At 60.5% G+C, this 22947-nt stretch carries 26 protein-coding genes, 2 tRNA genes and 1 pseudogene; 19 read left to right on the forward strand and 10 right to left on the reverse strand.

Annotated elements, in window-relative coordinates; genetic code table 11:
• The first annotated feature begins 23 nt into the window (after positions 1 to 23).
• Positions 24 to 2540, forward strand: a complete 2517-nt coding sequence (locus tag HWN36_RS08255; protein WP_246269879.1) for an oligosaccharyl transferase, archaeosortase A system-associated — start codon at positions 24 to 26, stop codon at positions 2538 to 2540.
• A 44-nt stretch (positions 2541 to 2584) separates the two neighbouring features.
• Positions 2585 to 3523 carry a histone deacetylase family protein gene (locus tag HWN36_RS08260; protein WP_246269880.1) on the forward strand — a complete coding sequence of 313 codons (939 nt, stop codon included), beginning with the start codon at positions 2585 to 2587 and terminating at the stop codon, positions 3521 to 3523.
• Here the strand turns inward: HWN36_RS08260 and HWN36_RS08265 are convergent.
• Positions 3520 to 4692, reverse strand: a complete 1173-nt coding sequence (locus HWN36_RS08265) for a YcaO-related McrA-glycine thioamidation protein (protein WP_176788911.1) — start codon at positions 4690 to 4692, stop codon at positions 3520 to 3522. The genes HWN36_RS08260 and HWN36_RS08265 overlap by 4 nt on opposite strands.
• Before the next feature lie 54 nt (positions 4693 to 4746).
• Between HWN36_RS08265 and HWN36_RS08270 the strand changes: the two genes are divergently transcribed.
• Entirely contained in the window at positions 4747 to 5034 is a 288-nt protein-coding gene (locus HWN36_RS08270; RefSeq protein ID WP_176788912.1) for a DUF2098 domain-containing protein, read from the forward strand.
• Here HWN36_RS08270 and nikR read toward each other — a convergent pair.
• Positions 5031 to 5459 carry a nickel-responsive transcriptional regulator NikR gene (gene nikR, locus HWN36_RS08275; RefSeq protein WP_004040725.1) on the reverse strand — a complete coding sequence of 143 codons (429 nt, stop codon included), beginning with the start codon at positions 5457 to 5459 and terminating at the stop codon, positions 5031 to 5033. The two genes, HWN36_RS08270 and nikR, sit on opposite strands and share 4 nt — an antisense overlap.
• A gap of 202 nt (positions 5460 to 5661) precedes the next feature.
• On the opposite strand from nikR, the gene HWN36_RS08280 reads away from it, so the two are divergent.
• The 10 genes from HWN36_RS08280 (at position 5662) to HWN36_RS08325 (ending at position 11361) form a co-directional block, all read left to right on the forward strand.
• Positions 5662 to 6885: a translation initiation factor IF-2 subunit gamma gene (locus tag HWN36_RS08280; protein ID WP_246269881.1), complete on the forward strand. Its 1224-nt coding sequence runs from the start codon at positions 5662 to 5664 to the stop codon at positions 6883 to 6885.
• A complete protein-coding gene (locus HWN36_RS08285) occupies positions 6882 to 7262 on the forward strand; it encodes a PIN domain-containing protein (RefSeq protein ID WP_176788914.1) in 381 nt (126 codons plus the stop codon). The genes HWN36_RS08280 and HWN36_RS08285 overlap by 4 nt, the downstream gene beginning before the upstream one ends.
• A 1-nt stretch (position 7263) precedes the next feature.
• Positions 7264 to 7839, forward strand: coding sequence for a DNA-directed RNA polymerase (locus HWN36_RS08290; RefSeq protein ID WP_004040728.1), 576 nt, complete (start codon positions 7264 to 7266; stop codon positions 7837 to 7839).
• On the forward strand, positions 7823 to 8029 hold the full coding sequence (gene spt4 / locus HWN36_RS08295; protein WP_176788915.1) for a transcription elongation factor subunit Spt4: 207 nt from the start codon (positions 7823 to 7825) through the stop codon (positions 8027 to 8029). Before HWN36_RS08290 ends, spt4 begins: the two co-directional genes overlap by 17 nt.
• Positions 8029 to 8514 carry a GTP-dependent dephospho-CoA kinase family protein gene (locus HWN36_RS08300; RefSeq protein ID WP_176788916.1) on the forward strand — a complete coding sequence of 162 codons (486 nt, stop codon included), beginning with the start codon at positions 8029 to 8031 and terminating at the stop codon, positions 8512 to 8514. The genes spt4 and HWN36_RS08300 overlap by 1 nt, the downstream gene beginning before the upstream one ends.
• Positions 8515 to 8577: 63 nt before the next feature.
• Positions 8578 to 8871, forward strand: coding sequence for a 30S ribosomal protein S24e (locus tag HWN36_RS08305; RefSeq protein WP_176788917.1), 294 nt, complete (start codon positions 8578 to 8580; stop codon positions 8869 to 8871).
• A 1-nt stretch (position 8872) separates the two neighbouring features.
• On the forward strand, positions 8873 to 9058 hold the full coding sequence (locus HWN36_RS08310; RefSeq protein WP_004040732.1) for a 30S ribosomal protein S27ae: 186 nt from the start codon (positions 8873 to 8875) through the stop codon (positions 9056 to 9058).
• A 3-nt stretch (positions 9059 to 9061) separates the two neighbouring features.
• On the forward strand, positions 9062 to 10618 hold the full coding sequence (locus HWN36_RS08315) for a bifunctional N(6)-L-threonylcarbamoyladenine synthase/serine/threonine protein kinase (protein WP_176788918.1): 1557 nt from the start codon (positions 9062 to 9064) through the stop codon (positions 10616 to 10618).
• On the forward strand, positions 10615 to 11157 hold the full coding sequence (gene rdgB / locus HWN36_RS08320) for an RdgB/HAM1 family non-canonical purine NTP pyrophosphatase (protein WP_176789607.1): 543 nt from the start codon (positions 10615 to 10617) through the stop codon (positions 11155 to 11157). The genes HWN36_RS08315 and rdgB overlap by 4 nt, the downstream gene beginning before the upstream one ends.
• Positions 11158 to 11214: 57 nt before the next feature.
• Entirely contained in the window at positions 11215 to 11361 is a 147-nt protein-coding gene (locus HWN36_RS08325) for a 50S ribosomal protein L40e (protein WP_004040735.1), read from the forward strand.
• Positions 11362 to 11467: 106 nt separating this feature from the next.
• On the opposite strand, the gene HWN36_RS08330 is transcribed toward HWN36_RS08325, so the two are convergent.
• From HWN36_RS08330 to HWN36_RS08340, 3 genes are read right to left on the reverse strand one after another with little or no spacing between them, the layout of a single operon-like run.
• A complete protein-coding gene (locus HWN36_RS08330; protein WP_176788919.1) occupies positions 11468 to 12118 on the reverse strand; it encodes a putative phosphothreonine lyase domain-containing protein in 651 nt (216 codons plus the stop codon).
• Between the two features lie 37 nt (positions 12119 to 12155).
• A complete protein-coding gene (locus tag HWN36_RS08335) occupies positions 12156 to 12992 on the reverse strand; it encodes a 4Fe-4S ferredoxin (protein WP_176788920.1) in 837 nt (278 codons plus the stop codon).
• Between the two features lie 26 nt (positions 12993 to 13018).
• Positions 13019 to 13786, reverse strand: a complete 768-nt coding sequence (locus HWN36_RS08340) for a sulfide-dependent adenosine diphosphate thiazole synthase (protein ID WP_176788921.1) — start codon at positions 13784 to 13786, stop codon at positions 13019 to 13021.
• A 99-nt stretch (positions 13787 to 13885) separates the two neighbouring features.
• Between HWN36_RS08340 and htpX the strand changes: the two genes are divergently transcribed.
• The 3 genes from htpX (at position 13886) to HWN36_RS08355 (ending at position 14984) form a co-directional block, all read left to right on the forward strand.
• Positions 13886 to 14764: a zinc metalloprotease HtpX gene (gene htpX / locus HWN36_RS08345; protein ID WP_176788922.1), complete on the forward strand. Its 879-nt coding sequence runs from the start codon at positions 13886 to 13888 to the stop codon at positions 14762 to 14764.
• A 72-nt stretch (positions 14765 to 14836) separates the two neighbouring features.
• A tRNA-Gly gene (locus HWN36_RS08350) sits at positions 14837 to 14907 on the forward strand.
• A gap of 3 nt (positions 14908 to 14910) precedes the next feature.
• A tRNA-Val gene (locus HWN36_RS08355) sits at positions 14911 to 14984 on the forward strand.
• A 370-nt stretch (positions 14985 to 15354) separates the two neighbouring features.
• Here HWN36_RS08355 and HWN36_RS08360 read toward each other — a convergent pair.
• Entirely contained in the window at positions 15355 to 15855 is a 501-nt protein-coding gene (locus HWN36_RS08360) for a shikimate kinase (protein WP_176788923.1), read from the reverse strand.
• 59 nt (positions 15856 to 15914) lie between these two features.
• Positions 15915 to 16313 carry a putative immunity protein gene (locus HWN36_RS08365; protein WP_343044958.1) on the reverse strand — a complete coding sequence of 133 codons (399 nt, stop codon included), beginning with the start codon at positions 16311 to 16313 and terminating at the stop codon, positions 15915 to 15917.
• 30 nt (positions 16314 to 16343) lie between these two features.
• On the opposite strand from HWN36_RS08365, the pseudogene HWN36_RS08370 reads away from it, so the two are divergent.
• A pseudogene (locus HWN36_RS08370) lies at positions 16344 to 17471 on the forward strand (IS256 family transposase).
• Here HWN36_RS08370 and HWN36_RS08375 read toward each other — a convergent pair.
• Positions 17472 to 17831: a helix-turn-helix domain-containing protein gene (locus HWN36_RS08375; RefSeq protein WP_246269883.1), complete on the reverse strand. Its 360-nt coding sequence runs from the start codon at positions 17829 to 17831 to the stop codon at positions 17472 to 17474.
• 401 nt (positions 17832 to 18232) lie between these two features.
• On the opposite strand from HWN36_RS08375, the gene HWN36_RS08380 reads away from it, so the two are divergent.
• Positions 18233 to 20116, forward strand: a complete 1884-nt coding sequence (locus tag HWN36_RS08380) for a hypothetical protein (protein WP_176788924.1) — start codon at positions 18233 to 18235, stop codon at positions 20114 to 20116.
• 68 nt (positions 20117 to 20184) lie between these two features.
• On the forward strand, positions 20185 to 20334 hold the full coding sequence (locus HWN36_RS08385; protein ID WP_176788925.1) for a hypothetical protein: 150 nt from the start codon (positions 20185 to 20187) through the stop codon (positions 20332 to 20334).
• 56 nt (positions 20335 to 20390) lie between these two features.
• On the opposite strand, the gene HWN36_RS08390 is transcribed toward HWN36_RS08385, so the two are convergent.
• Positions 20391 to 21461, reverse strand: a complete 1071-nt coding sequence (locus HWN36_RS08390) for a hypothetical protein (protein ID WP_176788926.1) — start codon at positions 21459 to 21461, stop codon at positions 20391 to 20393.
• A gap of 269 nt (positions 21462 to 21730) precedes the next feature.
• Entirely contained in the window at positions 21731 to 22888 is a 1158-nt protein-coding gene (locus HWN36_RS08395) for an ISH3 family transposase (RefSeq protein WP_176788927.1), read from the reverse strand.
• Positions 22889 to 22947: the final 59 nt, after the last annotated feature.

Here is a 22947-nt window from a genome sequence, read left to right on the forward strand (position 1 = left end):
TCGACGAAAAACAAAGAAATATCTTGATTGCGGGAGCGCTCATCCTCCTCTCGCTCTTCGCCCTCTGGATCAGGCTGATCCCGATGGCCGGACTCACCGCGGCCGGGGTGGCCGACGTCCTGGGCAACGACCCCTGGTATAACCTCAGGCAGGTGGAGTCCCTCCTCGCCAACGGCCTGACCTATGCCTGGTACGACCCGATGACCCTCTTCCCGACCGGCGACGTCGTCTACTGGGGCCCGCTCTTCACCCAGATCATCGCGGGCCTCGCCCTCCTGACCGGGGCGACGACGCACCTCGATATCGCCTTCGTCGCATCGCTCGTCCCGCCCCTGATGGGCGCCGCCATGGTCCCGCTGGTCTACTTCATCGGCCGGAGGGTTGCCGACTCGACGACCGGCATCCTCGCCGCCCTCTTCACGGCAGTGATCTCGGGGCAGTATCTCTACCGCTCGCTCTTCGGGTTCGTCGACCACCATGTCGCCGAAGTGCTCTTCTCGACCCTCTTCGCCCTCGCCTATATCGTCGCTCTCTCGGCCGGGCGGGAAGAGCGGATCGAACTCTCTTCAATCGGAACCCTGAAGCGCCCGCTCGTCCTCGGGGCACTTGCCGGCGTCGCCTACCTCCTCGGCCTCTTCGTGATGCCGACGATGATCCTCTTCGCCATGATCGCGGCGGTCTACACCGCCCTCCAGTTCGTGCTCGACGCCTGGCACGGGCGCGAGAGCCTCGACCTCGCCGTGATCAACACCGCCGTCTTCCTTGTCGCCACCGTCGGGCTGCTCGTCTTCGGCTTCAAAGAGGCAGGGTTCGGCCTCTCCAGGTACACGATGGGGCACGTGGTCGCGTACCTCGCGATCGTCCTCGGAACCTGGGTGCTCTTTGCAATCGCACGGGCGACACGTGAGCGGCCGAAATACGTCTATCCCCTCTCGCTCGCCGGCCTCGGGATCGTAGGCGCCCTCGCCCTGATGATAGCGGCCCCGGCGCTCTACGGGGTGCTGGTCGGCAGTTTCTTCTCCTTCTTCGGCCAGTCGGCCGTCGTCCTGACCGTGCAGGAAGCGATGGGGTGGAGCTTCGACGGCGCCTGGCAGGCCTTTAACGTCGGGCTTCTCCTGATGATCGGCGGGTTTGCCGTCCTCATCTATGATCTCTTCAGAAAGGACCGGCCAGACCACCTCTTCGTGATCATCTGGTCGGCCGTCATGCTCGCCTCGACCTGGCAGCACGTCAGGTACGAATATTACCTGGCAGTAAACATCGCCCTGCTCTCCGGCATCTTTGCCGGGTTCGTGGTCAGCGCCGGGTGGAAGGACGTCCAGACCCTCACCTCCTCCCCTGCGCCAGAGAAAACGGAGACCAAGGGCAGGAAGAAGGCCGACGCCGCGAAAGCCCCTGCCCGGAAAGGCGATGCCAGAAACGTGCTGGCGGTCGCCGGCGTGGCCGTGGTCTCCCTGCTCTTCGTCCTCATGTCGGTCCAGAGCGGCATGGCCGTCGCCGAAGCGTCGGGATACGGCGGGATGAACCCGCAGTGGCGCCAGGCCCTTGAATGGATGGCCGAGAACACGCCTGACACCGGCGTCGACTATTACGGGATCTACGAGAAAGAAACCTTTGAATACCCCGATACCGCCTACGGCGTGATGTCGTGGTGGGACTACGGCCACTACATCACCTACCTGGCCCAGCGTATCCCGGTCGCAAACCCCTTCCAGCACGGCGTCACCGGGCCGAACGGCTCGGCGGCATTCTTCATGCAGCAGGAAGAAGCGGCCGCCGCAGAGATCATGGAGAACACCGGGACGCGCTACGTGATCACCGACATCGAGATGGACACCGGGAAGTTCTGGGCGATGGCGACCTGGTACGACCCAGCAGTGGCGCAGAAGGGGTACCTCGACACCTACCTGATCCAGGAGTCGGGATCGTATAACCGGGTGCAGTTGAACACGCCGGCCTACTACCGCACGATGGTCTCGCGCCTCCACAACTTCGACGGCTCGATGGCCGAGCCCTCGCAGGTGGTCTACGTGGAGTACACCGAGGCAGGGGTCTCGGGATTCTCCGCCCCGGTGATCACAAACGCCATGATGCTGAACGGGTCTGAAGCGCAGGCAAAGGCCGATGCCTACAACGCGAACGCACCTGCCGGAAAAGGCGCCGGGCTCTTCGGCACCGACAACAACCTCACCCTCCCGCCTGAAGAGGTCTCGGCCCTCCAGCACTTCAGGCTCGTCTTCGAGTCGAGCAGAAATGTCTACAATGCCGTGACGCCGGATATTAAATACGTCAAGGTCTTCGAGTATGTCCAGGGCGCCCGTATCGCCGGCGAGGGAACGATCGAGGTGGACCTGAAAGCGAACACCGGCCGGACCTTCACCTACCGGCAGGAGAGCGTGAACGGAGTGTTTGTGGTGCCGTACTCCACGTCCGGAAATCCCTACGGCGTGACCGCAACAGGGCCGTACCGGATCGTCGGCACCGGGCAGACGATCGAGGTGTCTGAGGACGCCGTGATGCAGGGACTTACCGTCGGCTAATGAGATGTTCAGCGATCACCGGGAGAGTGTTTGCAAAACACGACATGTCAGCCCCTCCGGGGAGCGGACAGTCCGAGACGAGCGCCCGTCTCAGGGAGGTGCTCGCCGGCCTCCCCAGGGATATCCCGGTTCACCCCCCGGTTTCTGCGACGGTCGAGGAGATCGAGGCGGTCCACGAACCAGCCTATGTGCGCTGGATCCAGCAGATGGCCACAGGCAGCTGTTTTCTCGACGATAACACCTATGTATCGGACTCTTCGTTCGAGGTCGCCCTTGCGGCCGCAGGCTCCACCCATGCGGCGATCGAGCGGGCGCTCGACGGAGAGAACTGTTTTGCGCTTGTCCGCCCGCCGGGTCACCACGCCGAGCCCGACCGGCAGATGGGTTTTTGCATCTTCAACAACGCCGCCGTCGCCGTCACAAAGGCGCTCCGGCACCTCGACCGGGTCGCCATCGTGGACTGGGACCTCCACCACGGCAACGGCACCCAGAAGATCTTTTACCCGTCCGACCGGGTGCTCTACTGCTCGGTCCACCAGGAGAACAGTTTTCCCGGCACCGGATGGCCCGAAGAGATCGGCACCGGAAAAGGGAGGGGATATACGATCAACGCCCCCCTGGCACCAGGAGCGACCCTCGCCGACTACGCGCGGATCTTCTCGGCGGTCTTTGTGCCGGCAATCAGGGCGCACCGGCCAGACCTGGTCCTGGTCTCCGCAGGGCAGGACGCCCTGGCCGACGACGAACACGGCCGAATGCTGCTCTCACCGCCCGACTACGGGGTGCTGACCAGGATGCTCCTGGACCTCGACCTGCCCCTCGCCCTGGTGCTGGAGGGCGGCTACGGCCCCTCGCACGGGCAGGCGATCGCTGCAATCTTTGCAACGCTCAGGGGTCGGGAGAAAAAGGGCGGCGATCCCGGGCGGCCGCGTCCCCGGACCGTCGCACTTGCAGAGAGACTGCAGAAACTGATAAATTATTAGCGCTTTTTGACCATTCGGTCCTTGTTCATGTGCGAGACCTCAAAGCCCGGCACGATCACCCTGACCACCGGGACAGGGGTGCGGGAAAGGTCGCAGACGAGCACGCGCTCGGCTTCCTTCCCGATCTCTTCAAGGGCGACCCCGATGTCTTCGTCAAAATAGTCGGTAGCCAGGTTCGCCAGTCCCTCGATTGAGGTGGAGGGAGCATCGCAGAACCATTCCTTGTTGATCCGCTTCATCCGGTCGTAGCCGATCCGTTCGAGGAGGTGCTGGCGGTCAGGGTTGACCCGCCCGCCCTGGAGCTGGCTGGCGCGGCTCTGCGCCACCTCGGTGAGCGCCCGCAGTGCGGCGATCTCCGGGTCGAGATGCGTCCCAGCCCCCATGACCAGGAGAGAGGGGTCTTTTGTGAGGGTGTCGTCCGCCGCCGCCGCCACCGTAGGGATCCCGGTCCGGCCCTCGAGGAGCCATAGATGGATCTCGATCCCGTGTCCGGCATAGAGGTCCAGGATCTCCCGCACCGGCCCGGTCTCCCCGACCGAGAGTCTCGTCCCCATCGAGTGCCGCCGTTCAGCCCGGGAGAGGGCGTCGCGCTCGATCACCTCAAGGAGGGCGTGGAGCACCGCCTCCTCGATCACGTTGCCCGAGGCAAGGCCGTTCGTGTCAGAGATGAAGAGGGGCACTGTCTGGCCCAGGCAGTCATAGGGGTGGAAGACGGCGTTGGACGGGACCAGGATCTCCTCATCGTTCAGGAGGTCAAAAGCAGGCGTCCAGTGGAGTTTCTCGTTCTCCTCCAGGGGGCGGGGCAGGATCAGGTCGGCCGGGTCGAGTGCCCGTCTGATCCCGAGCGCCTCGAAGCTCGCATACTCCATGAAATCGCATCGGTATTCGCCGGAGTAGCGCTCGATCGCCTCCATCATCGCCGAGACCTTCGCCTGCACCGGCCCCTTTCCTTTGCCGGCATGATATTTTGCCGAACCGATGGCGGCGGTCGGCCTGAATACCGAGAAGCACGGGATGCCGAGGCGGTCGAGGTGGGTGACGTCCTCGACCGAGACGACGCCGATCTCGTCCATCAGTGGTTCAATGGCCTGCAGGGTCTCTTCGGGGGGTCTCGAACGGTGGGTCCCGTCGTAATACTGCTTTCTGACGTGGCTGAAGGTTAGGGACATCTTAGAGGATTAGGCCGGGCGATCATTTATACCTTCATGCCCCCATTCTCTTTCATGGACGCCGCGGAGATTGTCGTGGGGATGACGGTGCGCTACCCGCGGACCGGAACAGCCGGAAAGGTGGAGAGGATCGAGGTGATCGAAGGGGAGACGTTTGCCGAACTCGATTCCACCGGCCTCCTGTACCGGGCCGATCTGATTGAGCCCGCCGCCATTCTGGAGGCAAGGCGTACCGGGAAGAAAGAGAATCTGGACGACCGCCTCAAGAGAGAAAAGGCGTTCGAGAAGGATCTCGACGACGCCTGGAGCAAGATCGACGGAGCCTGTGAGGGAGGGGGTTAATCCTCCTTCTCGATCGGGATCGTGGTCAATTTTACCGACGCAACCCCTTTCTGTGACATGAGACGTTCGGCGATCGTCTTAAGGGCGGCGCCGTCCCCGCGGAGCAGGATCACTTCCATGCACTGATCGTGGCTGAGATGGGCATGCATCGAGGCCTGAATGGTGTGAATATATTCGTGCTGGATATCGGTGATCGTCTGCAGGAGACCGCGCTGGTCATGGTCGTAGACCATCGTGATCACGCCCTGCCGCTCGCCCTTGACATCCGACATCCACTTGTAGTAGGTGATGTAGCTCCTGATCGCGTCCCGTATACCCTCCGAACGGGAGGAGTAACCTCTCGCCCCGATAATGGCGTCGAACGTATCAAGGAGGTTTTTGGGCAGGGATATCCCAATGCGTGAGAGTTCGCTCTCCGGGTTCATACACCTCAGTGGTACATGGGACAATATAAAGCATGCGGAATATGGTAACACCAAGTCGGCAGATTCAGCCAGCCTCGTACATACACATTATGCGTCAGACCGCGGATCCACGAAAGCGGACGGTAGCGATCCCGGCACCGATTTATCTATAAAGAGTGCGATATATATAGGAAGGGAGGTTTGAATCAGTTTGCATGACGTAATGGTACCCAATGTCAATATCGGGCTGGTTGGGCATGTGGACCACGGTAAGACGACGCTTGTGTCGGGTCTGACCGGGGTCTGGACCGACCGCCACAGTGAGGAGATGAAGCGCGGCATCTCCATCAGGCTCGGCTATGCCGACGCCACATTTTACCGGTGTGAGAAGCACGAGGGAGGGGAGGGCTATTCGATCTCTCCGGACTGCCCGGTCTGCGGAGAGAAATGCGCTCCCTTCAGAACGGTCTCGTTCGTGGACGCACCCGGGCACGAAACCCTGATGGCGACGATGCTCTCGGGCTCGGCCCTGATGGACGGGGCGATGCTCGTCATCGCCGCCAACGAGCCATGCCCCCAGCCTCAGACAAAAGAGCACCTGATGGCCCTTGAACTGGTGGGGATCAAGAATATTGTCATCGTTCAGAACAAGATCGATGTCGTTTCCCCGCAGGACGCACTCAAACACTATAAACAGATAAAGGCGTTCGTCAAGGGAACGATCGCAGAAGATGCGCCCATCATCCCGGTATCGGCCCAGAAAAAGATCAATATCGGGGCGCTCATCCAGGCCCTGGACACCTATATCCCCGCACCCGAGCGAGACCCCGGGGCAACGGCCCAGATGCTCATCGCCAGGTCCTTCGACATCAACAAGCCGGGATCGAACTGGCGCGACCTGAAAGGCGGCGTGATCGGCGGTTCCCTGACGCAGGGAGCGATCAAGGACGGCGACGATATCGAGATTCGGCCCGGCATCCAGATGCAGGTGGAGAACCGGACAGTCTGGAAACCGATCATCACCAAGGTTGTCTCGATCCATACCGGCGAGCGGAAGGTGGCCGAGGCGACCCCCGGCGGCCTGATGGCAATCGGGACGAAACTTGACCCGGCGATCACCAAGAGCGATATGCTGGTTGGACAGGTGGCCGGCCATGTCGGCGAACTCCCGGAGATCCTGGACCACCTCACCTTCACCGTGAAGCTGATGGACCGTGTCGTGGGTTCGGGCAGCGAACTGGATATCACGCCCCTGAAGCACAAAGAGCCGCTGATGCTCTCGGTGGGCACGGCGGTGACAGTCGGCGTGGTGACGAACACAAAGAAGGACCAGGCAGAAGTCGTCCTGAAGAGGCCGGTATGTGCAGACGTCGGGGCGAGGATCGCGATCAGCCGTCAGGTGGAAGGACGCTGGCGCCTGATCGGCATGGGGATCCTTGCCGAGTGAAGGTGCTCCTCGACACCAACGCCCTGATGATGCCCGTGCAGTTTCGGATCGACCTCTTCGATGAGCTTCGGTCCTTGCTCGGGAAGTACGAGCCGCTCGTGCTGCAGGACGTCGTGCACGAACTCGAAGGGCTGGCACGCGGCTCAGGGAACGACGCCGCGGCGGCCCGGGCCGGTCTGATGTTTGCCGGGCGCTGCACTGCCGTCGAAGGCCGGAGTACAGCGACCTCGGTCGATGACCGGGTTGCCGCCTATGCGGCGGCCGAGGGGTGTATGGTGGTGACGAACGACCGCCGCCTGAGGGTTGCCCTCCTTGCGGCGGGTGTGCCCGTGATCACGCTGAGAAACCAGAAAAAATTGGAAATTTTAAGGGGATAGCATGTATTACCGTGTGACGCTCGATGACAAGGTGAGGGTGCCCCCGCACCGCCTTGGCGAAGACCTGAGAAATGTGATCCTGGACGAACTCCAGAAACAGCTCGAAGGGAGCATAGACAAGGAGATCGGCATCTTCATCGCCGTAACGAAGATCAACAACGTCGGCGAAGGCGAGATCGTCCACGGAGACGGGGCGGTCTATTACGACGTCACCTTCGAGGCGCTGGTGCTCCGTCTGGTGCTGCAGGAGGTCATCGAAGGCGAGGTGGTCGAGACGACCAGTTTCGGGGCGTTCGTCTCGCTCGGGCCGATCGATGCGATGCTCCACGTGAGCCAGATCTCCGACGACTACATCGCCTACGACGAGAAGAACAACACCCTCAACTGCCAGGAGACGAAACGGTCGATCCAGGTGGGCGAGGCGATCCGCTGCCGCGTGGTAACCTTGAGCCTCAACGAGCGCGAGCCGCGCGAGAGCAAGATCGGGCTGACGATGCGTCAGGCAGGACTCGGCACCGACAAGTGGCTGATCGAAGAGCGCGAGAAGGAGAAGAGCCAGCATGGCGCCAGCGCGTAAGAAAAAACAGATGAAGGCCTGCCAGAGCTGCCACAAGGTGGTCGAGGGTGAGGCCTGCATGACCTGCGGGTCGACGAACCTGAGCGAGGACTGGGCCGGCTACCTGATCGTCATCGACCCGAGACACTCGGGGATTGCAAAACAGATGAACATCGACATGCCCGGACGCTACGCCCTGAAGGTCCGCTGATGTTTTATCTGCCCGAAGAACATCGGGACCAGTTTAAAGAGCCATTCGGGACGCTGTTCCCGGAGCTCGAGGAGGCGCTGCCATCCCTGGAGGGCAAAACCCTGTACGCCGTCGGGGACGTGGTGACCCACAACCTCCTGGCCGCAGGCAGACCGCCGGAGATCGCCGTGATAGACGGGTATACGATGCGGGTTCCCTGCAACCGGACGCCTCTTTTTCTCTATCGCCGGGTCAGGGTGAAGAACCAGGCCGGAACCCTGACCGAGGAACTCATCGAGGCGCTGGAGGATGCGGTGGAAAATCCCCCGGTGCTGATCACCGTGGACGGCGAGGAAGACCTCGCGGTGATCCCGCTCGCCCTCGCCGCCCCTGAAGGGACGGTGATCCTGTACGGCCAGCCCGGTGAAGGCGTCGTTGTCTGCACGGTGACTCCGGCATTGAAAGAAGCGGCAAAATACCTTCTTTCCCTCTTTGTCTGCGTATAGGGCAGTTTGATCCCGCGCCCTCATGTTTTAAATAACCAGGTCGACAATATTTGAGGGATATCGATGGAATTTCAGATCACCCGTGACTACCGGAATGAACTTTTAAACCGCAGGGAAGTGCATTTTACCCTCGCCTACGACGGGGCCACCCCTTCGAGGGCCCAGATTCTCGGAAAGTTCAGCGCGCTCATGAACGCCAGCGAGAGCCTCGTGGTTCTTGACTCGATGAAGAAGCAGTTCGGCACGATGGAGCTCAGAGGCGTCGCACGGATCTACGACGATGAGGAGAGCCTGAAGATGACCGAGCGCGACTACCTGATCAAGCGCAGCGCACCGAAGGCTGCGGAGGCAGAGTAAGATGGCAGCGGCAAAGAAGGCAGCAGCCCCGGCCTCGGTCAAGCGGAGCGCGTACTTCGCGGTCGACGGCAAGAAGGCCGTGCCACAGCGGAAGTACTGCCCCCGTTGCGGGCCGGGCGTTTTCATGGCCCAGCACAAGGACCGCCTTTCCTGCGGAAAGTGTGGATATACTGAATTTACCGAATAAAGAATGCAAAAGGGCACAAAGGTACTGGGGATCGAAGGCACGGCCTGGAACCTCAGTGCCGCTATTTTTGGCGACGAACTCGTTTCCCTCCATTCAAACCCGTACCAGCCCAGGAGCGGTGGGATCCATCCGCGTGAAGCGGCCCAGCACCATGCCTCGGTCATGAAGGAGGTGATCGCCGCCGTGCTCACCGATCCAGGTGAGATTGCCGCGGTAGCGTTCTCGCAGGGCCCGGGGCTCGGCCCCTGCCTGCGGACGGTGGCGACGGCCGCCCGCTCCCTTGCCCTGGCGCTGGACGTCCCCCTCGTCGGCGTGAACCACTGTGTCGCCCACATCGAGATCGGGCGGTTTGCGACCGGGTGCGATGACCCGATCACCCTCTATGTCTCAGGGGCGAACACGCAGGTGATCGGCTACCTGAACGGGAGGTACCGGATCTTCGGGGAGACCCTGGACATCGGGATCGGGAACGGGCTGGACAAGTTTGCCCGGAGCAAGGATTTCCCGCACCCCGGCGGGCCCAGGATCGAAGAACTTGCCCGCGGCGGCGGGTATATCGACCTCCCCTATACGGTAAAGGGGATGGACCTCGCCTTTTCCGGGCTGATCAGTGCTGCTCAGGAGAGCAGAGCACCACTCGAGGACGTCTGCCACTCCCTGCAGGAGACGGCGTTTGCGATGTGCGTCGAGGTGACAGAACGGGCGCTCGCGCAGGCCGGCAAGGACGAGGTGCTCCTGGTCGGGGGCGTGGCCGCCAACGCCCGCCTGCGCGAGATGCTGCAGGTGATGTGCGAGGAACGCGGGGCCAGGCTTTTCGTCCCGGAGCGGCAGTTCTGCGGGGACAACGGGGCGATGATCGCCTACACCGGAAAGATCATCCTCGAGCACGGGGTGACCCTGCAGATCGAGGACTCCCGCGCCAACTCCCATTACCGCGCCGACGAGGTGGCGGTGGTCTGGCGGACCGAGCCGCAGAAGGTTCCGGCCGCGGGCGCCCGCCAGGGCGCCGAGGCGGTCGTGGTCATCGGCGAGGACGATGTGACGAAGCGCCGGGTCTCGAAGTCCTACCGGGCGGCGGCGCTGGACGCACGGCTGATCGCCGAGCGGACGCGGGCCGAGGCGCGCCTTGTCGCCGCCGCCAGAAAGGGCGGGGTGGCGACGCCAATCATCTACGACGTCTCAGGGGACACGATCACGATGGAGCGGGTGGACGGCGTCCTCCTGCGCGACGCACCGACGCCCGAGCATCTCGCCATCGCCGGCGAGGCGGTCGGGCGGCTGCATGCGGCAGGGATCGTCCACGGCGACCTGACGACCTCGAACATGATCGCGCGTGAAGGACGGTGCGTGCTCATCGATTTCGGGCTTGCGTTCACCTCGGCCGAGATCGAGGACCGGGGCGTGGACCTGCACGTCCTCTTCCAGACACTGGAGAGCACCACCGCAGAGCCCGACCGTCTTAAAACTGCCTTCCTGCAGGGCTACGCCTCCGCCTTCCCTGAAGCGCCGGCGATTATGGAGCGCGAGCAGGAGATCGAGCGGCGGGGGCGGTACCTCTGAAGATCGCCGTCGTGACCTCGAACCCGCACAAGGCAGCCGAGGTGGCGAAGTTCTTCGAGGGCGTGGCCGTCGTGGAGCACGTGCGGCTGGAGATCCCGGAGTACCGGGACAACGACGTGCGGAATATCGCGCGTGAGAAGGCGCGCTATGCCTATTCCCGTATCGGGCAGCCCCTGATCGTGGACGACACGGCCTTCTGTGTCGACGCCCTGAACGGGTTTCCCGGCCCGTATGCCGCCTATGTCCAGGAGACGATCGGGAACGCCGGGATCATGAAACTCATGGACGGCGTCGCCGACCGGCAGGCACATTTCGAGACGGCGATCGCCTATGCCGACGGGGAGGAGGTCAGGATCTTCTCCGGCGTGATCGAGGGGATGGTGACTGAGGCGCCGCGGGGCGGCGAGGGCTTCGGCTACGACCCGATCTTTGCGGTCGAAGGGCGGACCCTGGCCGAGATCCCGCTTGCCGAGAAGAGCCTGATCTCCCACCGGGCCCGCGCCCTCGCGGCCTTCAGGGCATGGCTGGAGGATCAATAGCCTTAAGAATGCAGAGAACGTTGTACTTAGAACTGGACAAACGTGGTGAGATAAGATATGGCACGGTTCCCCGAAGCTGAAGCACGACTGCTCAACGTTAAAATCTGTATGCGCTGCAATGCACGGAATGCACTGAGGGCGACGCAATGCCGCAAGTGCGGCTACCAGCACCTCCGCCCGAAGAACAAGGAACGCAAGGCCTGATACAGGCGCACATAAAAAGGGGACGTCCGGCCGCCCGCGGGGCCGGCAGGGCCCTTGCATCTTTTTCTGCGGGGATTTTCTGTAACGTCGGGATGGTTCCCGGCCGTCACACACTGTAATAGGTGACCTTTTTCCCCCTGACGGCGTATTCCCCGGCAAAGGTCTCGATGTTGCGCTTGTAGCCTATTCGCCCGGTGACGCCGAGGGCCCGGAGGCGCTCGCGCACCCGCATGACGTCGGCCTCGTCGCTCCAGTCTTTTGTGTAAACGTAGATCACCTTCCGGTCGTCGCGGGAGTCGGGGTTGGGACGGGCGGTGCTTACTTTTGACGAGATACCAAGTTCTCCGGCGACGGTGGCGTCCCGCACCTTCTGCCAGAGGGCTTCGACGTCGGCGGCCTCCGAGAAGATCAGCCATTTTCCGACCTGTTCGCCGGTGACGTCGACCTCGCCCGCGGAGGGGTTGTCCTCGACGATCCAGTACATCTGCGTGGTCCTGGAGGGGGCGACGCCCTCGCCTCTTTTGAGCATGTCGTAGATGACGTCCTGGCTCCCGAAGCGGGCGAGGAGGGCGGCGGCGAGGGGCAGATAGTCCTGCTCGAAGGCTGCAAAGATGGCGCGGAAGTCCTCTTCGAAGTCGATCCCGCCCTCGACGCGGGCGAAGAGGGGGGAGCCGCGTGCAAGGAGCCCTTTGTTCAGCAGGATCTCAAAGATGCCATATGCTGCGTCAGCCAGTGCCTCGGAGTCGACATCGTCCATGATCATGTCTCTGGAGAGGCGATCAAAAAAGGTTATCTCAGGGGGTGCGAGCGGGGTTCGCGTGCTCGCAGGGGACGCCGGCCTGGCAGAGGCCGCAGGCGTTGGTCCCACCGCAGGAGGGAGCGGCGACCGACCTGATGTAGGCCATGCACCGCTCTTTGTCGTGGCCGGCCTCCGTGATCGCCCCGGCCGGGCAGCGGTCGATACAGGCATGACAGACACCGCCGGCATCGTGGAGGCACCAGTCATGGAGGCCGGCGTACGGCCGCGGCGTCGTCAGGAGGCTGAGGGCGGCGACCACCGAACCGATCCGCACCGCCTTTCCCGCCTCCGTGATCAGCCCGTCGCAGAGCCCGAAGGTGCCGAGCCCGGAGACCCAGGCGGCATGGCGCTCCGACCAGGTCGAGGCCTCGCCCCGGCGTGCCGAGGTCTCCCGCCGCCAGAGGGGGGAGGCGACCGGGGCGACGGCCGGATGGCCTGCGGCAGTGAGGGCGGCAGCGAGACGCCTGCGGAGGAGATCGTTGATCTCCTCGCCGTAGCGGCGGTTCTGCGCCCAGCGGCGGGAGGGGAGGAGGGTCGCTTCGCGCTGGTCCTTCAGGGTGGCCGCGGTCTGGGGGAGGGCCCAGACGATGACCGAGAGGCCGCCGGGCGGGACCGTCAGGTCAGGGAAGGAGAGGACGAAGATCTCTCGGGGGGTCCAGTGGAAGGAGCCGATATCCTCTTTGACCTCCTCGTAGAGGAGGTCGTCGCCGTCGCTCACCCCGAGGAGGGGCGGGCCCCATGCGGGCTCGGCGTCGTCGGGCGAGAGGCGGTTGACCTCGGGGTCGGCAAGGATGCCCGTGATATATGCCCGGATCTCGTCGAGGGTGTGCATGGGAGTGTCTCTGGTGGTGCCACTCTTCAGGGGTGCAGCAGAGCCGCGGCCGCGAGGTCGGCGGCCCGCTCGCCTGAGAGGAGCATGCCGCCGAAGATCGGGCCCATGCGGCACTCGCCGGCGACGGCGTTGGCGGCCATGCCGCAGACGAAGAGGCCGGGGAAGACCTCTTTCGTGTGCTCGACGATGTTGCCCTCGGCGCGGTCGGCCCACATGAAGCCCTCGCCGCGGATGGGCAGGTCACCGCCCTTTTTTGCGACCATGTGGGCGATGGTGGCATCGTGGCCGCTGGCGTCGACGACAACCTTGCACCTGATGGTGAGGGGGTCGATGTGGAGGCCGGCCATCTCGACCGGGCTCCAGTTGACGACCAGACCGGCGAGGCGGCCGTCGCCCTTGATCACGACGTCTTCGACGGCGATGAGGTTGAAGAACTCGGCCCCGGCGGTGCAGGCGGCGGCAGTGAGTTTGGAGACCGCCTCGACCGATTTTGCCACGTGGTAGCCGGGCTCGAACTCCTGTGATGCGATCCCGAAACGGTCCAGGACCCGCTTCGCCTCCGCCTGGACGACGATGCGCGGGAACATCATGCCGCCGCCCCACATCCCGCCCCCGATGGAGAGCTTCTTCTCGAAGAGTCCGACTTTGACCCCTTTCTCCGCAAGGAGGGCCGCACAGGTGATCCCGGAGGGGCCACCGCCGACGACGGCGACGTCGAGGTCGAGGTATTCGACCATCGTTTCCATCTGTGTGGCGAGGATCGCCCTGCTGATTGTCACTTCGTCGAGTTCCATCTGACCTCACTGTTTGAAACCGCCGATAGAAATAGACATTCGTCACCGGTTCGCGGTTTCAGAGGTATTATAGGCTGAGAGGAGATACCTGATAGTAATATGAAATGGAAGCGTGACATAGGGCTCACGATGAGGGTCATCATGACCTGGGCACTCCTGCTCCTGGTCTACCTGATCTTCCTCACAGTTCTCGGGGCCCTGTTCCCGGGGATTGGGATGTGGGGTCTGTTCGGCATCGCCTTCGTGATGGCGTTCGGCCAGTACTTCTTCTCAGACAGGCTGGTGCTCTGGAGTACGGGCGCCCGGGAAGTGAGCGCCGAGGAGTATCCCGAACTCCACCGGATGGTGGAGAAACTCTCCACTGAGGCCGGGATCCCCAAGCCCCGCGTGGCCGTGATGCCGTCGCCGGTGCCAAACGCCTTTGCGACCGGGCGGTCGCCTTCCCACGCCGTGGTGGCGGTGACCGACTCGATTACAAGGCTCCTGACGCGGGACGAACTCGAGGCGGTGATCGCCCACGAGCTCTCGCACGTGAAGAACCGCGACGTCCTGACCCTGACGATCGCCTCGTTCATCGCGATGATCGCCACGATCATCATGCAGAACGCCTGGCTCTTCTCCCTCGGCGACCGGCGGGAAGGGAGCCCGTGGCTGATCGCATGGATCGTCGCCATCGTCGTCTGGATCGTCTCCACCCTGCTGATCCGCTCACTCTCCCGCTACCGGGAGTTTGCAGCCGACCGCGGCAGCGCCTATATCACGGGACAGCCCAAGGCGCTGATCTCGGCGCTCTACAAGATCAGCGGAAGGATGGACATGGTGCCGGCCGAGAAGAAGCGGGCGGTCGAGGGGGCGAACGCCTTCTTCATCATCCCGGCCCTCTCGGGCGACACCTTGATGGAGCTCTTCTCCACCCACCCGCCCCTGGAAAAGCGCGTGGCGGCCCTGGAGCAGGTGGCAGAGGAGATGGGGTATTAGACGGGGAGACACCCGGCAATACCATTTTAAACTCATCGCGCAGATCATATAGGGTGTCACACAGACACTCGCGCATCGATGGTCTAGTGGCATGACTTTGGCCTTCCAAGCCAATAGCCCGGGTTCAATTCCCGGTCGATGCATCTGGGCTCGTGGTCTAGCTGGTCATGACGTCGCCTTCACACGGCGGAGGTCCTGAGTTCGAATCTCAGCGGGCCCATTTTCTTTTTGAGATTTTGATGTTGATAAAATTCCGAATGGAATTTTTCAGTCTTTTGAGGGGCCGTTCAGGACAGGTCGCCGCCATCACGGGTGCAAATAACGCCAAATATCAATGGTTTTCTCATATCTTTCCCCCCATAATCTCTCTCCGTCGCACTGTCATATATACAGGACCTCTTTCCGGACACGGCGACCGATGCGGGGTCTGAGTGCACTCTTTTCGACCAGGTCCACCGTTCTTCCGAGGGTCTCGGAGAGATAACGCTCACGCCTGAAAAGACCGATGGACCTGGCAACGCCTTTTTTCGCCCGGAGAATGCCGACGATCCTCGCACATTCCCCGCCACACCGCAGCGTGGCCGGATCCCTCACACCGCCCCCATCACCTTCCCGACCACAGACTCCAGATCCCCGCCCGAAGAGGCGACGGTGAGATCGGCATACCGCTCATAGAGCGGAACCCGATCGTCGTACATCTCGCGGAGACTCTGGCCCGGAAGGAGGACGATCCCCCGCGTCGTGATATTCTTGAGCCTCCGTTCCATCTCGTCGTACGAGATCTCCAGGTACACGACCACACCTCCGGCCTTCAGGTGCGCCATCGCAGCCTCGCTGCAGACCACGCTCCCGCCCGTCGCGATCACCGCATGCTCCGCGTGGAGGGAGAGGACCGTCTCCTCCTCGATCCGCCCGAACGCATCAGGCCCGTCCCGGTCAAGGATCTCCTGGAGCATCCTCCCGGTCCGCTCCTGGATCAGGATATCCGTATCGATGAACCGCATGCCGAGGGATTTTGCAAGGACGACGCCCACGGTGCTCTTCCCTGCGCCCGGCATGCCGATGAGGACGATGTTTTTGTGGTGACGCATAACGCTCTCCCGGGGGCCTCCCTTGATACCCGGATAGGATTTTGAGGGGGATAAATTCATCAAAAACCCTCGCCCTTCTGTAATTTGACAGAAACCCCGTCGCCGCGTTTTTGGACGATGATCCTGCCCATGATCTCCTCCCGCAGCCCCACCGGAAGACACCCAGACTGCCACTCCCTCTCCCCGGCAACGTCGCCCCCGGCCGCCGCCACGGCTTTCAAGGCATAGTACGCCGCCCCATAGGCGTGCTGCGGGACATGCGCAGTCGCCACCGCCTGGCCTGCGGCACGTGCGGCAAAACAGGCCGCCTCATTATCCTTCGCCTCGCGGGCGGCGGCATGGGCGGCAAGAGAGGCGCCGCGGATCTCGGCCATCGTGAAGACCCCGGTGCTGACCCACCGCCGGCATGCCGACAGTGTAACGAATCTTCTGTAAAAATAATTTGGCCCTGAATCCAACCTAGATTTGCAGAAAGGAGAAACAGGGCCATGGATCTCTTAGCGTTAATCGAAGATTATCTTTCCGATAATGAGAATGGCATGAAGACCCTCATCACCTGGTTCCTCAACCAGGTGATGCTGCTCGAAGCCCTCCAACAGGCGGGAGCCGAGCAGTATGAACGAACCGATGCGCGGAAGGCTCACCGAAACGGCTACAAGAAGCGATCTCTGAAAACACGATATGGAGAAACGATCCTCCATAAACCTCAGTTCCAAGAGTTCCCCTTCGAAACACAGGTATTTGGACGCGATTCCCGGGTTGAGAAGGCTCTTGAGAATGCTATCTTTGAATCCTACCTTCAGGGAGTCTCAACCCGCAGGATCCAGGAGATTGTTGCTCATTTTGGCATCGAACAACTCTCTCCTGCTTCAGTATCCAGGATAGCAAAGGACCTCGATGAACAGGTCCATGCATTCCTTCAGAGGCCGATTGAACAGGAGATTCCCTATCTCTTTGTGGATGCTTCGTACTACAAAGTCAGAGAGGGACCACGGTACATCACCAAAGCTCTTCTGGTGATCGCCGGGGTTCGAATGGATGGCTACCGCTAAATCCTGGGAGCCAGAATCACTGATTGTGAAAATGAGATGTTCTGGTCGGGATTGTTCGAAGACCTCAAAGAACGAGGATTGGTGGGTGTCAAGATGGTTGTCTCAGATGGTCATGCCGGGATCCAGAAGGCGGCGGAAGCCGCCTTCCTCGGCGCATCGTGGCAGATGTGCTCGGTCCATTGCACCCGGGCGGTTTTAAAGAATATTCCACGGAAACATCAGAAAGAAGTTGCTGAGTCCTTGAAGGAGGCATATGGGGACGAGGAAAGACTTCAGCAGCTTGCAGATGATCTGAACGAACGAGGATATCGGAAAGCGGCCAATACGATCGAGAGATTCATCCCGGGACTTATGAGTTACACGGCGTTCCCGAAAGAGCACGCAAAGCGGATCCGAACGACGAACATGATGGAAAGAGTCAACAAGGAACTGAAACGGAGAACCAAAGTTGTAGGGGCCTTTCCCAATGAAGAGTCACTCCTCAGGCTGGCAGGATCCATCCTGATGGACATCAATGAGGAGTGGGTGACCGGCAGAAGATATTTGACGATGGAGGGGGAATGATCAAACAAGGAGACAGGGCTCAGACGAATTACAGAAGATCTGAAACACTACCTTCTTCGACTTGAACTTCGGAAAACCTTTCTTCTCACGGAAGAATCGGGTGAAAGCATTGTCGAGGTTCTTGTTTGCACTCTGGAGCGACTGAGCGTTAACAGCCTTGAGCCACGGGTGCGCTTCTTTGAGCGCAGGAAGATGGTTGTTCAGGTCGAAACAGGAGAGTTTTCGACCCTCCTGTTCATATGTCCGGATCTTCTGCTCCAGAGAATGGTTGTACACAAACCGACAGGCATGGATGTGCTGCATGAGGGATGCAACCTGCTCCCGATTGGGATACATCCGATACGTGTAGGCTTGAAGCATACACGTAATTGCAGAATATACAATAATAAAATAGTTTGCTGTAGATCGGTCATGTCGAAAGGGGTTCTGCTTTCATCCCCGGCCTGAAGGCCGGGGTCTTCCTGCTCCACCCCTTTACCCCACAAGATAAATGGCATTCACCCCGCATTATTTGGGATGTGTGAGCGTGCAAAGCCCGGGCGATCGCAGATTGATCAACCGAGCACAGGAGATTTTATATATACGATATAAGAAATGGCTGGACTGGATTTATGATGGCCAGCACCTCCAGGATGTGCAGTGCCGGGAACGTAATCCAGACCCGGGCGCCTGGAGAAGGCAGCAAAGGAGGGGAGAGATAGTGGAGGGGGATTTTAAGCCTCTGGTTTCCCGGTGGAGGGACATCCCGGAAGAGCAATACCATGAGGTTACAAGACTCTCCTCTTCTCCGTGACCTTGACAGAACGCTCGCCATTGCAGGGGTCATCCTCTCGCTCGCCCTGATCGTCTACCTGGGCAGGAAGAGCAGCGGGGTGGTGTACCAGCTCACCGGGATCCTCACCCTCATCTCCTGCATCCTCTGGCTGGCGATCCGGAAACGTCACACCTTCTCGATCCACGCCCCGGGGTCAAGAAACCTGACAACCTTCTGGACAATCTGCTTTTTTGGACTCTATACCACAAGCCTCCTCACGGTATATTTCCGGCCGGACCAATACGAGCGTCCGCTCCTGTACTTTATCCTGACGGCACTCATGGCAGGCGTCCTTGCCTGCGAGATCTTCACCTCGAACCGACGGCACAGCGCACTCATCTTCATCCAGGTGCTGCTGCTGGGACTGAGCGTCGCCTGGTCCCAGCTGCTGATCTTCCCGAGCCTCCTCGGGATAGACCCCTGGTACCATTCCGATCTCACCCATCAAATCCTGGGCGCGGGCTTCATTCCAGAGAACTACGTCTATGCAACCCTGCCACTCTTCCACCTCATGATCGCCGCCACCTCCCTCATCACAGGCCTTTCGTACAAATTCGCCGCAATGGCCTCGGTGAGCCTCGGGCAGATCCTCTGCAACGCCATATTTGTCTACCTCATTGCCAGCCGTCTCTTCAAGAGCCACCGGATAGGCTGGCTGGCCGCCCTGATGGTGGTGATCGCAAACCATCATATCAACATGTCCTACTGGTCCATCCCCAACGCATTTGCCGCCGTTTTTATTCCAATCGCCCTCTATCTTATTCTCTTCAAGTTCAGGGAGCGTTTCCCTGCTAAATCCGCCGCACTCTGTGTTGTCGTACTGGCAGCCACCATTCTGACGCATACCGTCGCCGCCATGTGTATGGCCATACTCCTCTTCATCGCCTGGGGTGCGTTCGCCTTTTATCAGGCCTATCACCCGGAAATGGAGAATAATTTCCCGTTATATATCCCGAACGGCTTTGTTATAGGGATGTTCGCCTGGTGGACCTACGCCTCCAATAGTATCGAGTCACTGGGAAACCTCCTCAGGCGGGGATTTAGCATAGACGTCTTCGTGACGACGCCTGAAGAGTTTCTGGGTTCTGCAACCGTTGTCCCGATTACGGAGCAGTTGTTCAACAACATCGGGATGTTCCTGTTCTTCACGGTCTCGTTCATCGGGATTTTTTCCATGATCTCGCCGAAAGGGGATCGCCTGAGTTTTGCCATGGCATGCACAGGAGTGGCCCCCCTCGCCATCAGCTTCTTCTCCCTCATCTCGGGACACTCGGTAATCGAACACCGGTGGTGGTACTTCTCCCAGATTCTCCTGAGCATCCCGCTGGCGGCCGCACTCTCTACCGCCGGGGCGTCGAACCTGAAGAGACCCCACGTGGTCTCCTGCTTCGCCTCCGCATTCGTTGTTGTCCTGAGTTTCCTCATGATCATGAGTCCTCCGGCAAACATCGACAACCATATGTTCTCTCCGGTCACCGGGTTCACCTACGCCTATACGCAGTCGGAGATCGTCGCCAGTGATTTTTTTGCCGTGCATGCGGCGGGAGCGATCGCTTCTGACAGCGCCTACTGCACAAATCCAAGCAGCAGCATGTTCGCGCATGTCTATGGGATCGGGGAAGAGCGGTTGATCGAGCTGGATGACTCGTTGATCTCCGGAAAATTCAACCGCGACGGTTCGATGAAAATCATACGATCGAAATGGCTCAGGGAGCCCATGATCATGGGGGGGTTGATCCTGCATGTACGCCAGGATATAAACGCACATATCTCAAGCCTGGGTTTTAACAGGGTTTATGAGAACGCTGCCACAACCGGCTACACCGGGTGAAGACGCCGGGGAGAGAAACCTTCGTAAGGGGCGGGGCATATATCTCATGCATCGGCAGGGGATACCGGATGGCAAAACTGGTGCTGATCGATGTTGAGACCGGGATGCGGGTCAGGCACGTGATCCGGAGCATGAAGCAGGCATGCAGGCAGCAGGAATGGTACGAGACCGTGCTCGGGCGGCGGGTGCGGATCGAGAAGGTCTTCGAGAGGCGGTGAAGACCGCAGAAAAAAGAGGGCGGATCCGTTCTGGAGGGATCCCCCGGTCAGGAGACTCACCCCACCGTATAGGTGAAGTAAGTCCCCCAGTTGCCCTTCTCGACAAAGCGCGTGCCGAAGCCCCAGGCGGTCTCCTCACCCTCGCCGCACGGGACCGGGACGACGATGATGATCACCTGCCCGCCTTCGGGCACCAGGACGATCGCGACCAGATCGCCCGGGCCGGGCACAAAGCCCTCGCCATATGCATATGCGGCGGCGAGGATCTCCTGGACCCGGCCCTCGTCATAACCGGTATAGGTCTCGTGTTCGGGATCGTCGTCGACGAGACGCCAGATCGCCCGCTGGACGTCCCCGAACGTGTAGATGCCGTTGCCGCCCGTTTGCCCGACAAAGCCCTGGTTGATGATCCAGTTCACCAGGTCCAGGTTCTCGGGGTGATCGATGGTGCCGGTCGGGATGGCGCCGTAACTTGAATAGACGGCCGCCCGGTAGTCCCGGTCTCTCTCAATATTTGTCCCGGTGTTGACGCACCAGCCCGGATAGATGCCGTCGAGGGTTGTTCCTCCTGTAACCGTCACCTCGGGGAGGTACGTAGGGCCGCCCAGATACTGGAACGTCACCCGCATCGTCACCTCGTCGGGCAGCACCCCTTCCAGACCGTCCAGCCCGCCGGGCTTCTTCACGACGGCATGGGCGGCAACATACAGCGTACCGCGCCCCACCTCATCCAGCGGGATCATGAAGGTGTCCGAGCCCACGCACGGATCATAACACTCCCCGTATGCGAACTGCCCCGGGATCGGGTTGCCATTCCCGGTCTGCTGTTTCCCGTTCCCTGCCTTTGACTTGCCATTATTCGCCTGCAGCTTGCCATTCCCGGTCTGCGGGATGCCGGCAAGAGCGTCGGCGACTGCAAGGTGCGTCTCGGCAAGGCACCACCTGTCAGCCGTGAGGAATTTCACATACAGATATTCATCGTCGTTCCAGACCAGCACGTCCCCCGCGTCCGTGTGCTGCCCGGCGATCAGATCCGTCCTATACGGGTCGTCCGCGGTGTGCGCCAGCGCCGGCGCGACCATGGCCATAAGCCCAAAAATAAGGACTGCAATAAGTATTCGTCTCATATGTTACACTCCATATACTGGTGCATGCATCACGCTCACCCTCCGTGAGCGTGCCCGCGGCCGTGCCCGGGTGCCGTCGGGACACCTCCCTGACCCGGACGCCCTGGTCGATATCCCGGGAAAAATATTTTTTTCAGCCATGCACCTCAACAGCATTTTAATTCAAATATTTATATATATCCTATGCTGCCTGATCGTGAGGGGCCCCAGTACTTCTCTAATTCCTTCCTCCCTCTCATTTCATTCAACGGCGTTTCTCGCTCCCTTTCCTAAACAGGATACCTTAACACAGGAATGGCTCTGGCACCCCTCATCGATGTGCGGATCGCCTCCCAGATTATGCACATGAAGGAGCTGAACCGGAAGCCGCGCACCTCAATGGTTTGTGGTCCCTGTTTCACGGGGGAAAAGTGCTTCCAGAGTAGATCGATCCAGATATTCTTGAGGAGGAACGATATTATAGCGTAGAGATACCGGATGACCGGGTTTTTTGTGCTCGTACGGGGTTTCACCTGGTTGCGCATCCGATAGGACGATTCAATCGAGAATCTGGACCGATAGGTCTGATGGACCCGATGGGGATTCCACCGGAGGTTTCCCACGACGTAACCCAGATTCTCAACGCCGCGCTTACCCCGTTTTCCTTTTGCATACTTCACGGCAATCGCAATCTTCAGGACCAGCACCGGTTTTCCGTGCATCCGATATTCAGCATACCGGGAGTGGGTTCCCTGGAGGACTTGTTTCATCCTTTTCCCGTGTTTCCTGACAGGAACGATGAACGGCACCTGGACGTCCATCAGAAACCCGAGCACCTTCCGGGTGTAGAACTCCCGATCCAGGCAGAGAACTTCGATGCGAAGACCGAGTTCAGCGATCCGATCGAGACATTGCGCGATGTATCCGACCTTCGAGGTATCCCGGCGCACCGGGAACACGGCCAGCGTCATCTGCCGGTTCCTGGTGGTCACATACAGAGTGATGTAGGAATAAAACTCATTTGTTGACTTTTTACGCTTACTTCGCACGATATAGGCTTCGTTCTCCTCATCGGTTGACCCGTAGTACGGATCGTTGGTAAAGTCAATCGCAAACTGATAGGCGTACCCCGGTTTGAGGACGTGGTGCATATGGGTGGTGAGGATCGAGGTGTTATTCTGTTCCAAATCGGCCATATCGAGCTTTTTGAGGTGGTAGCGAACGGACGTTTCGCACGGTACCCGATCCAGGATGTGGGTGATTGAGTGAACTGACTGATTCATTACAGCCATGCCGACCAGAGAAGAAATCAAGTCCGTTTGAGTGAGTTTTCCCTGAATGGGAATGGTTAGATGCTGATCCAGTGCCGAAACAACAGGGGCGCAACAGTCTTTAGGTTTCAGAATGTTGCTCTTTCTGCAGGTCACCCTCGATTTAGGTAAAGGCATGAGGGGAAGCCTGCAATCTATATAGATCTTTCGATTTTGGGCGGGCTTCGGGCGGTAGA

It is taken from the genome of Methanofollis tationis (assembly GCF_013377755.1).
Taxonomy (GTDB): Archaea; Halobacteriota; Methanomicrobia; order Methanomicrobiales; family Methanofollaceae; genus Methanofollis; species Methanofollis tationis.

Bases quoted from the DNA above. Each gene is read 5' to 3' on its own strand.
- HWN36_RS08390 (WP_176788926.1), bottom strand. From the start codon at position 21,461: ATGAGACGAATACTTATTGCAGTCCTTATTTTTGGGCTTATGGCCATG.
- HWN36_RS08395 (WP_176788927.1), bottom strand. From the start codon at position 22,888: ATGCCTTTACCTAAATCGAGGGTGACCTGCAGAAAGAGCAACATTCTG.
- HWN36_RS08335 (WP_176788920.1), bottom strand. From the start codon at position 12,992: ATGCACACCCTCGACGAGATCCGGGCATATATCACGGGCATCCTTGCC.
- HWN36_RS08330 (WP_176788919.1), bottom strand. From the start codon at position 12,118: ATGGACGATGTCGACTCCGAGGCACTGGCTGACGCAGCATATGGCATC.
- HWN36_RS08360 (WP_176788923.1), bottom strand. From the start codon at position 15,855: ATGCGTCACCACAAAAACATCGTCCTCATCGGCATGCCGGGCGCAGGG.
- HWN36_RS08310 (WP_004040732.1), top strand. From the start codon at position 8,873: ATGGCAGCGGCAAAGAAGGCAGCAGCCCCGGCCTCGGTCAAGCGGAGC.
- HWN36_RS08260 (WP_246269880.1), top strand. From the start codon at position 2,585: ATGTCAGCCCCTCCGGGGAGCGGACAGTCCGAGACGAGCGCCCGTCTC.
- HWN36_RS08380 (WP_176788924.1), top strand. From the start codon at position 18,233: ATGAGGTTACAAGACTCTCCTCTTCTCCGTGACCTTGACAGAACGCTC.
- spt4 (WP_176788915.1), top strand. From the start codon at position 7,823: ATGGCGCCAGCGCGTAAGAAAAAACAGATGAAGGCCTGCCAGAGCTGC.
- HWN36_RS08300 (WP_176788916.1), top strand. From the start codon at position 8,029: ATGTTTTATCTGCCCGAAGAACATCGGGACCAGTTTAAAGAGCCATTC.
- HWN36_RS08315 (WP_176788918.1), top strand. From the start codon at position 9,062: ATGCAAAAGGGCACAAAGGTACTGGGGATCGAAGGCACGGCCTGGAAC.
- nikR (WP_004040725.1), bottom strand. From the start codon at position 5,459: ATGAACCCGGAGAGCGAACTCTCACGCATTGGGATATCCCTGCCCAAA.
- HWN36_RS08270 (WP_176788912.1), top strand. From the start codon at position 4,747: ATGGACGCCGCGGAGATTGTCGTGGGGATGACGGTGCGCTACCCGCGG.
- HWN36_RS08340 (WP_176788921.1), bottom strand. From the start codon at position 13,786: ATGGAACTCGACGAAGTGACAATCAGCAGGGCGATCCTCGCCACACAG.
- HWN36_RS08290 (WP_004040728.1), top strand. From the start codon at position 7,264: ATGTATTACCGTGTGACGCTCGATGACAAGGTGAGGGTGCCCCCGCAC.
- HWN36_RS08375 (WP_246269883.1), bottom strand. From the start codon at position 17,831: ATGCTTCAAGCCTACACGTATCGGATGTATCCCAATCGGGAGCAGGTT.
- HWN36_RS08265 (WP_176788911.1), bottom strand. From the start codon at position 4,692: ATGTCCCTAACCTTCAGCCACGTCAGAAAGCAGTATTACGACGGGACC.
- HWN36_RS08305 (WP_176788917.1), top strand. From the start codon at position 8,578: ATGGAATTTCAGATCACCCGTGACTACCGGAATGAACTTTTAAACCGC.
- HWN36_RS08280 (WP_246269881.1), top strand. From the start codon at position 5,662: ATGGTACCCAATGTCAATATCGGGCTGGTTGGGCATGTGGACCACGGT.
- HWN36_RS08385 (WP_176788925.1), top strand. From the start codon at position 20,185: ATGGCAAAACTGGTGCTGATCGATGTTGAGACCGGGATGCGGGTCAGG.
- HWN36_RS08325 (WP_004040735.1), top strand. From the start codon at position 11,215: ATGGCACGGTTCCCCGAAGCTGAAGCACGACTGCTCAACGTTAAAATC.
- htpX (WP_176788922.1), top strand. From the start codon at position 13,886: ATGAAATGGAAGCGTGACATAGGGCTCACGATGAGGGTCATCATGACC.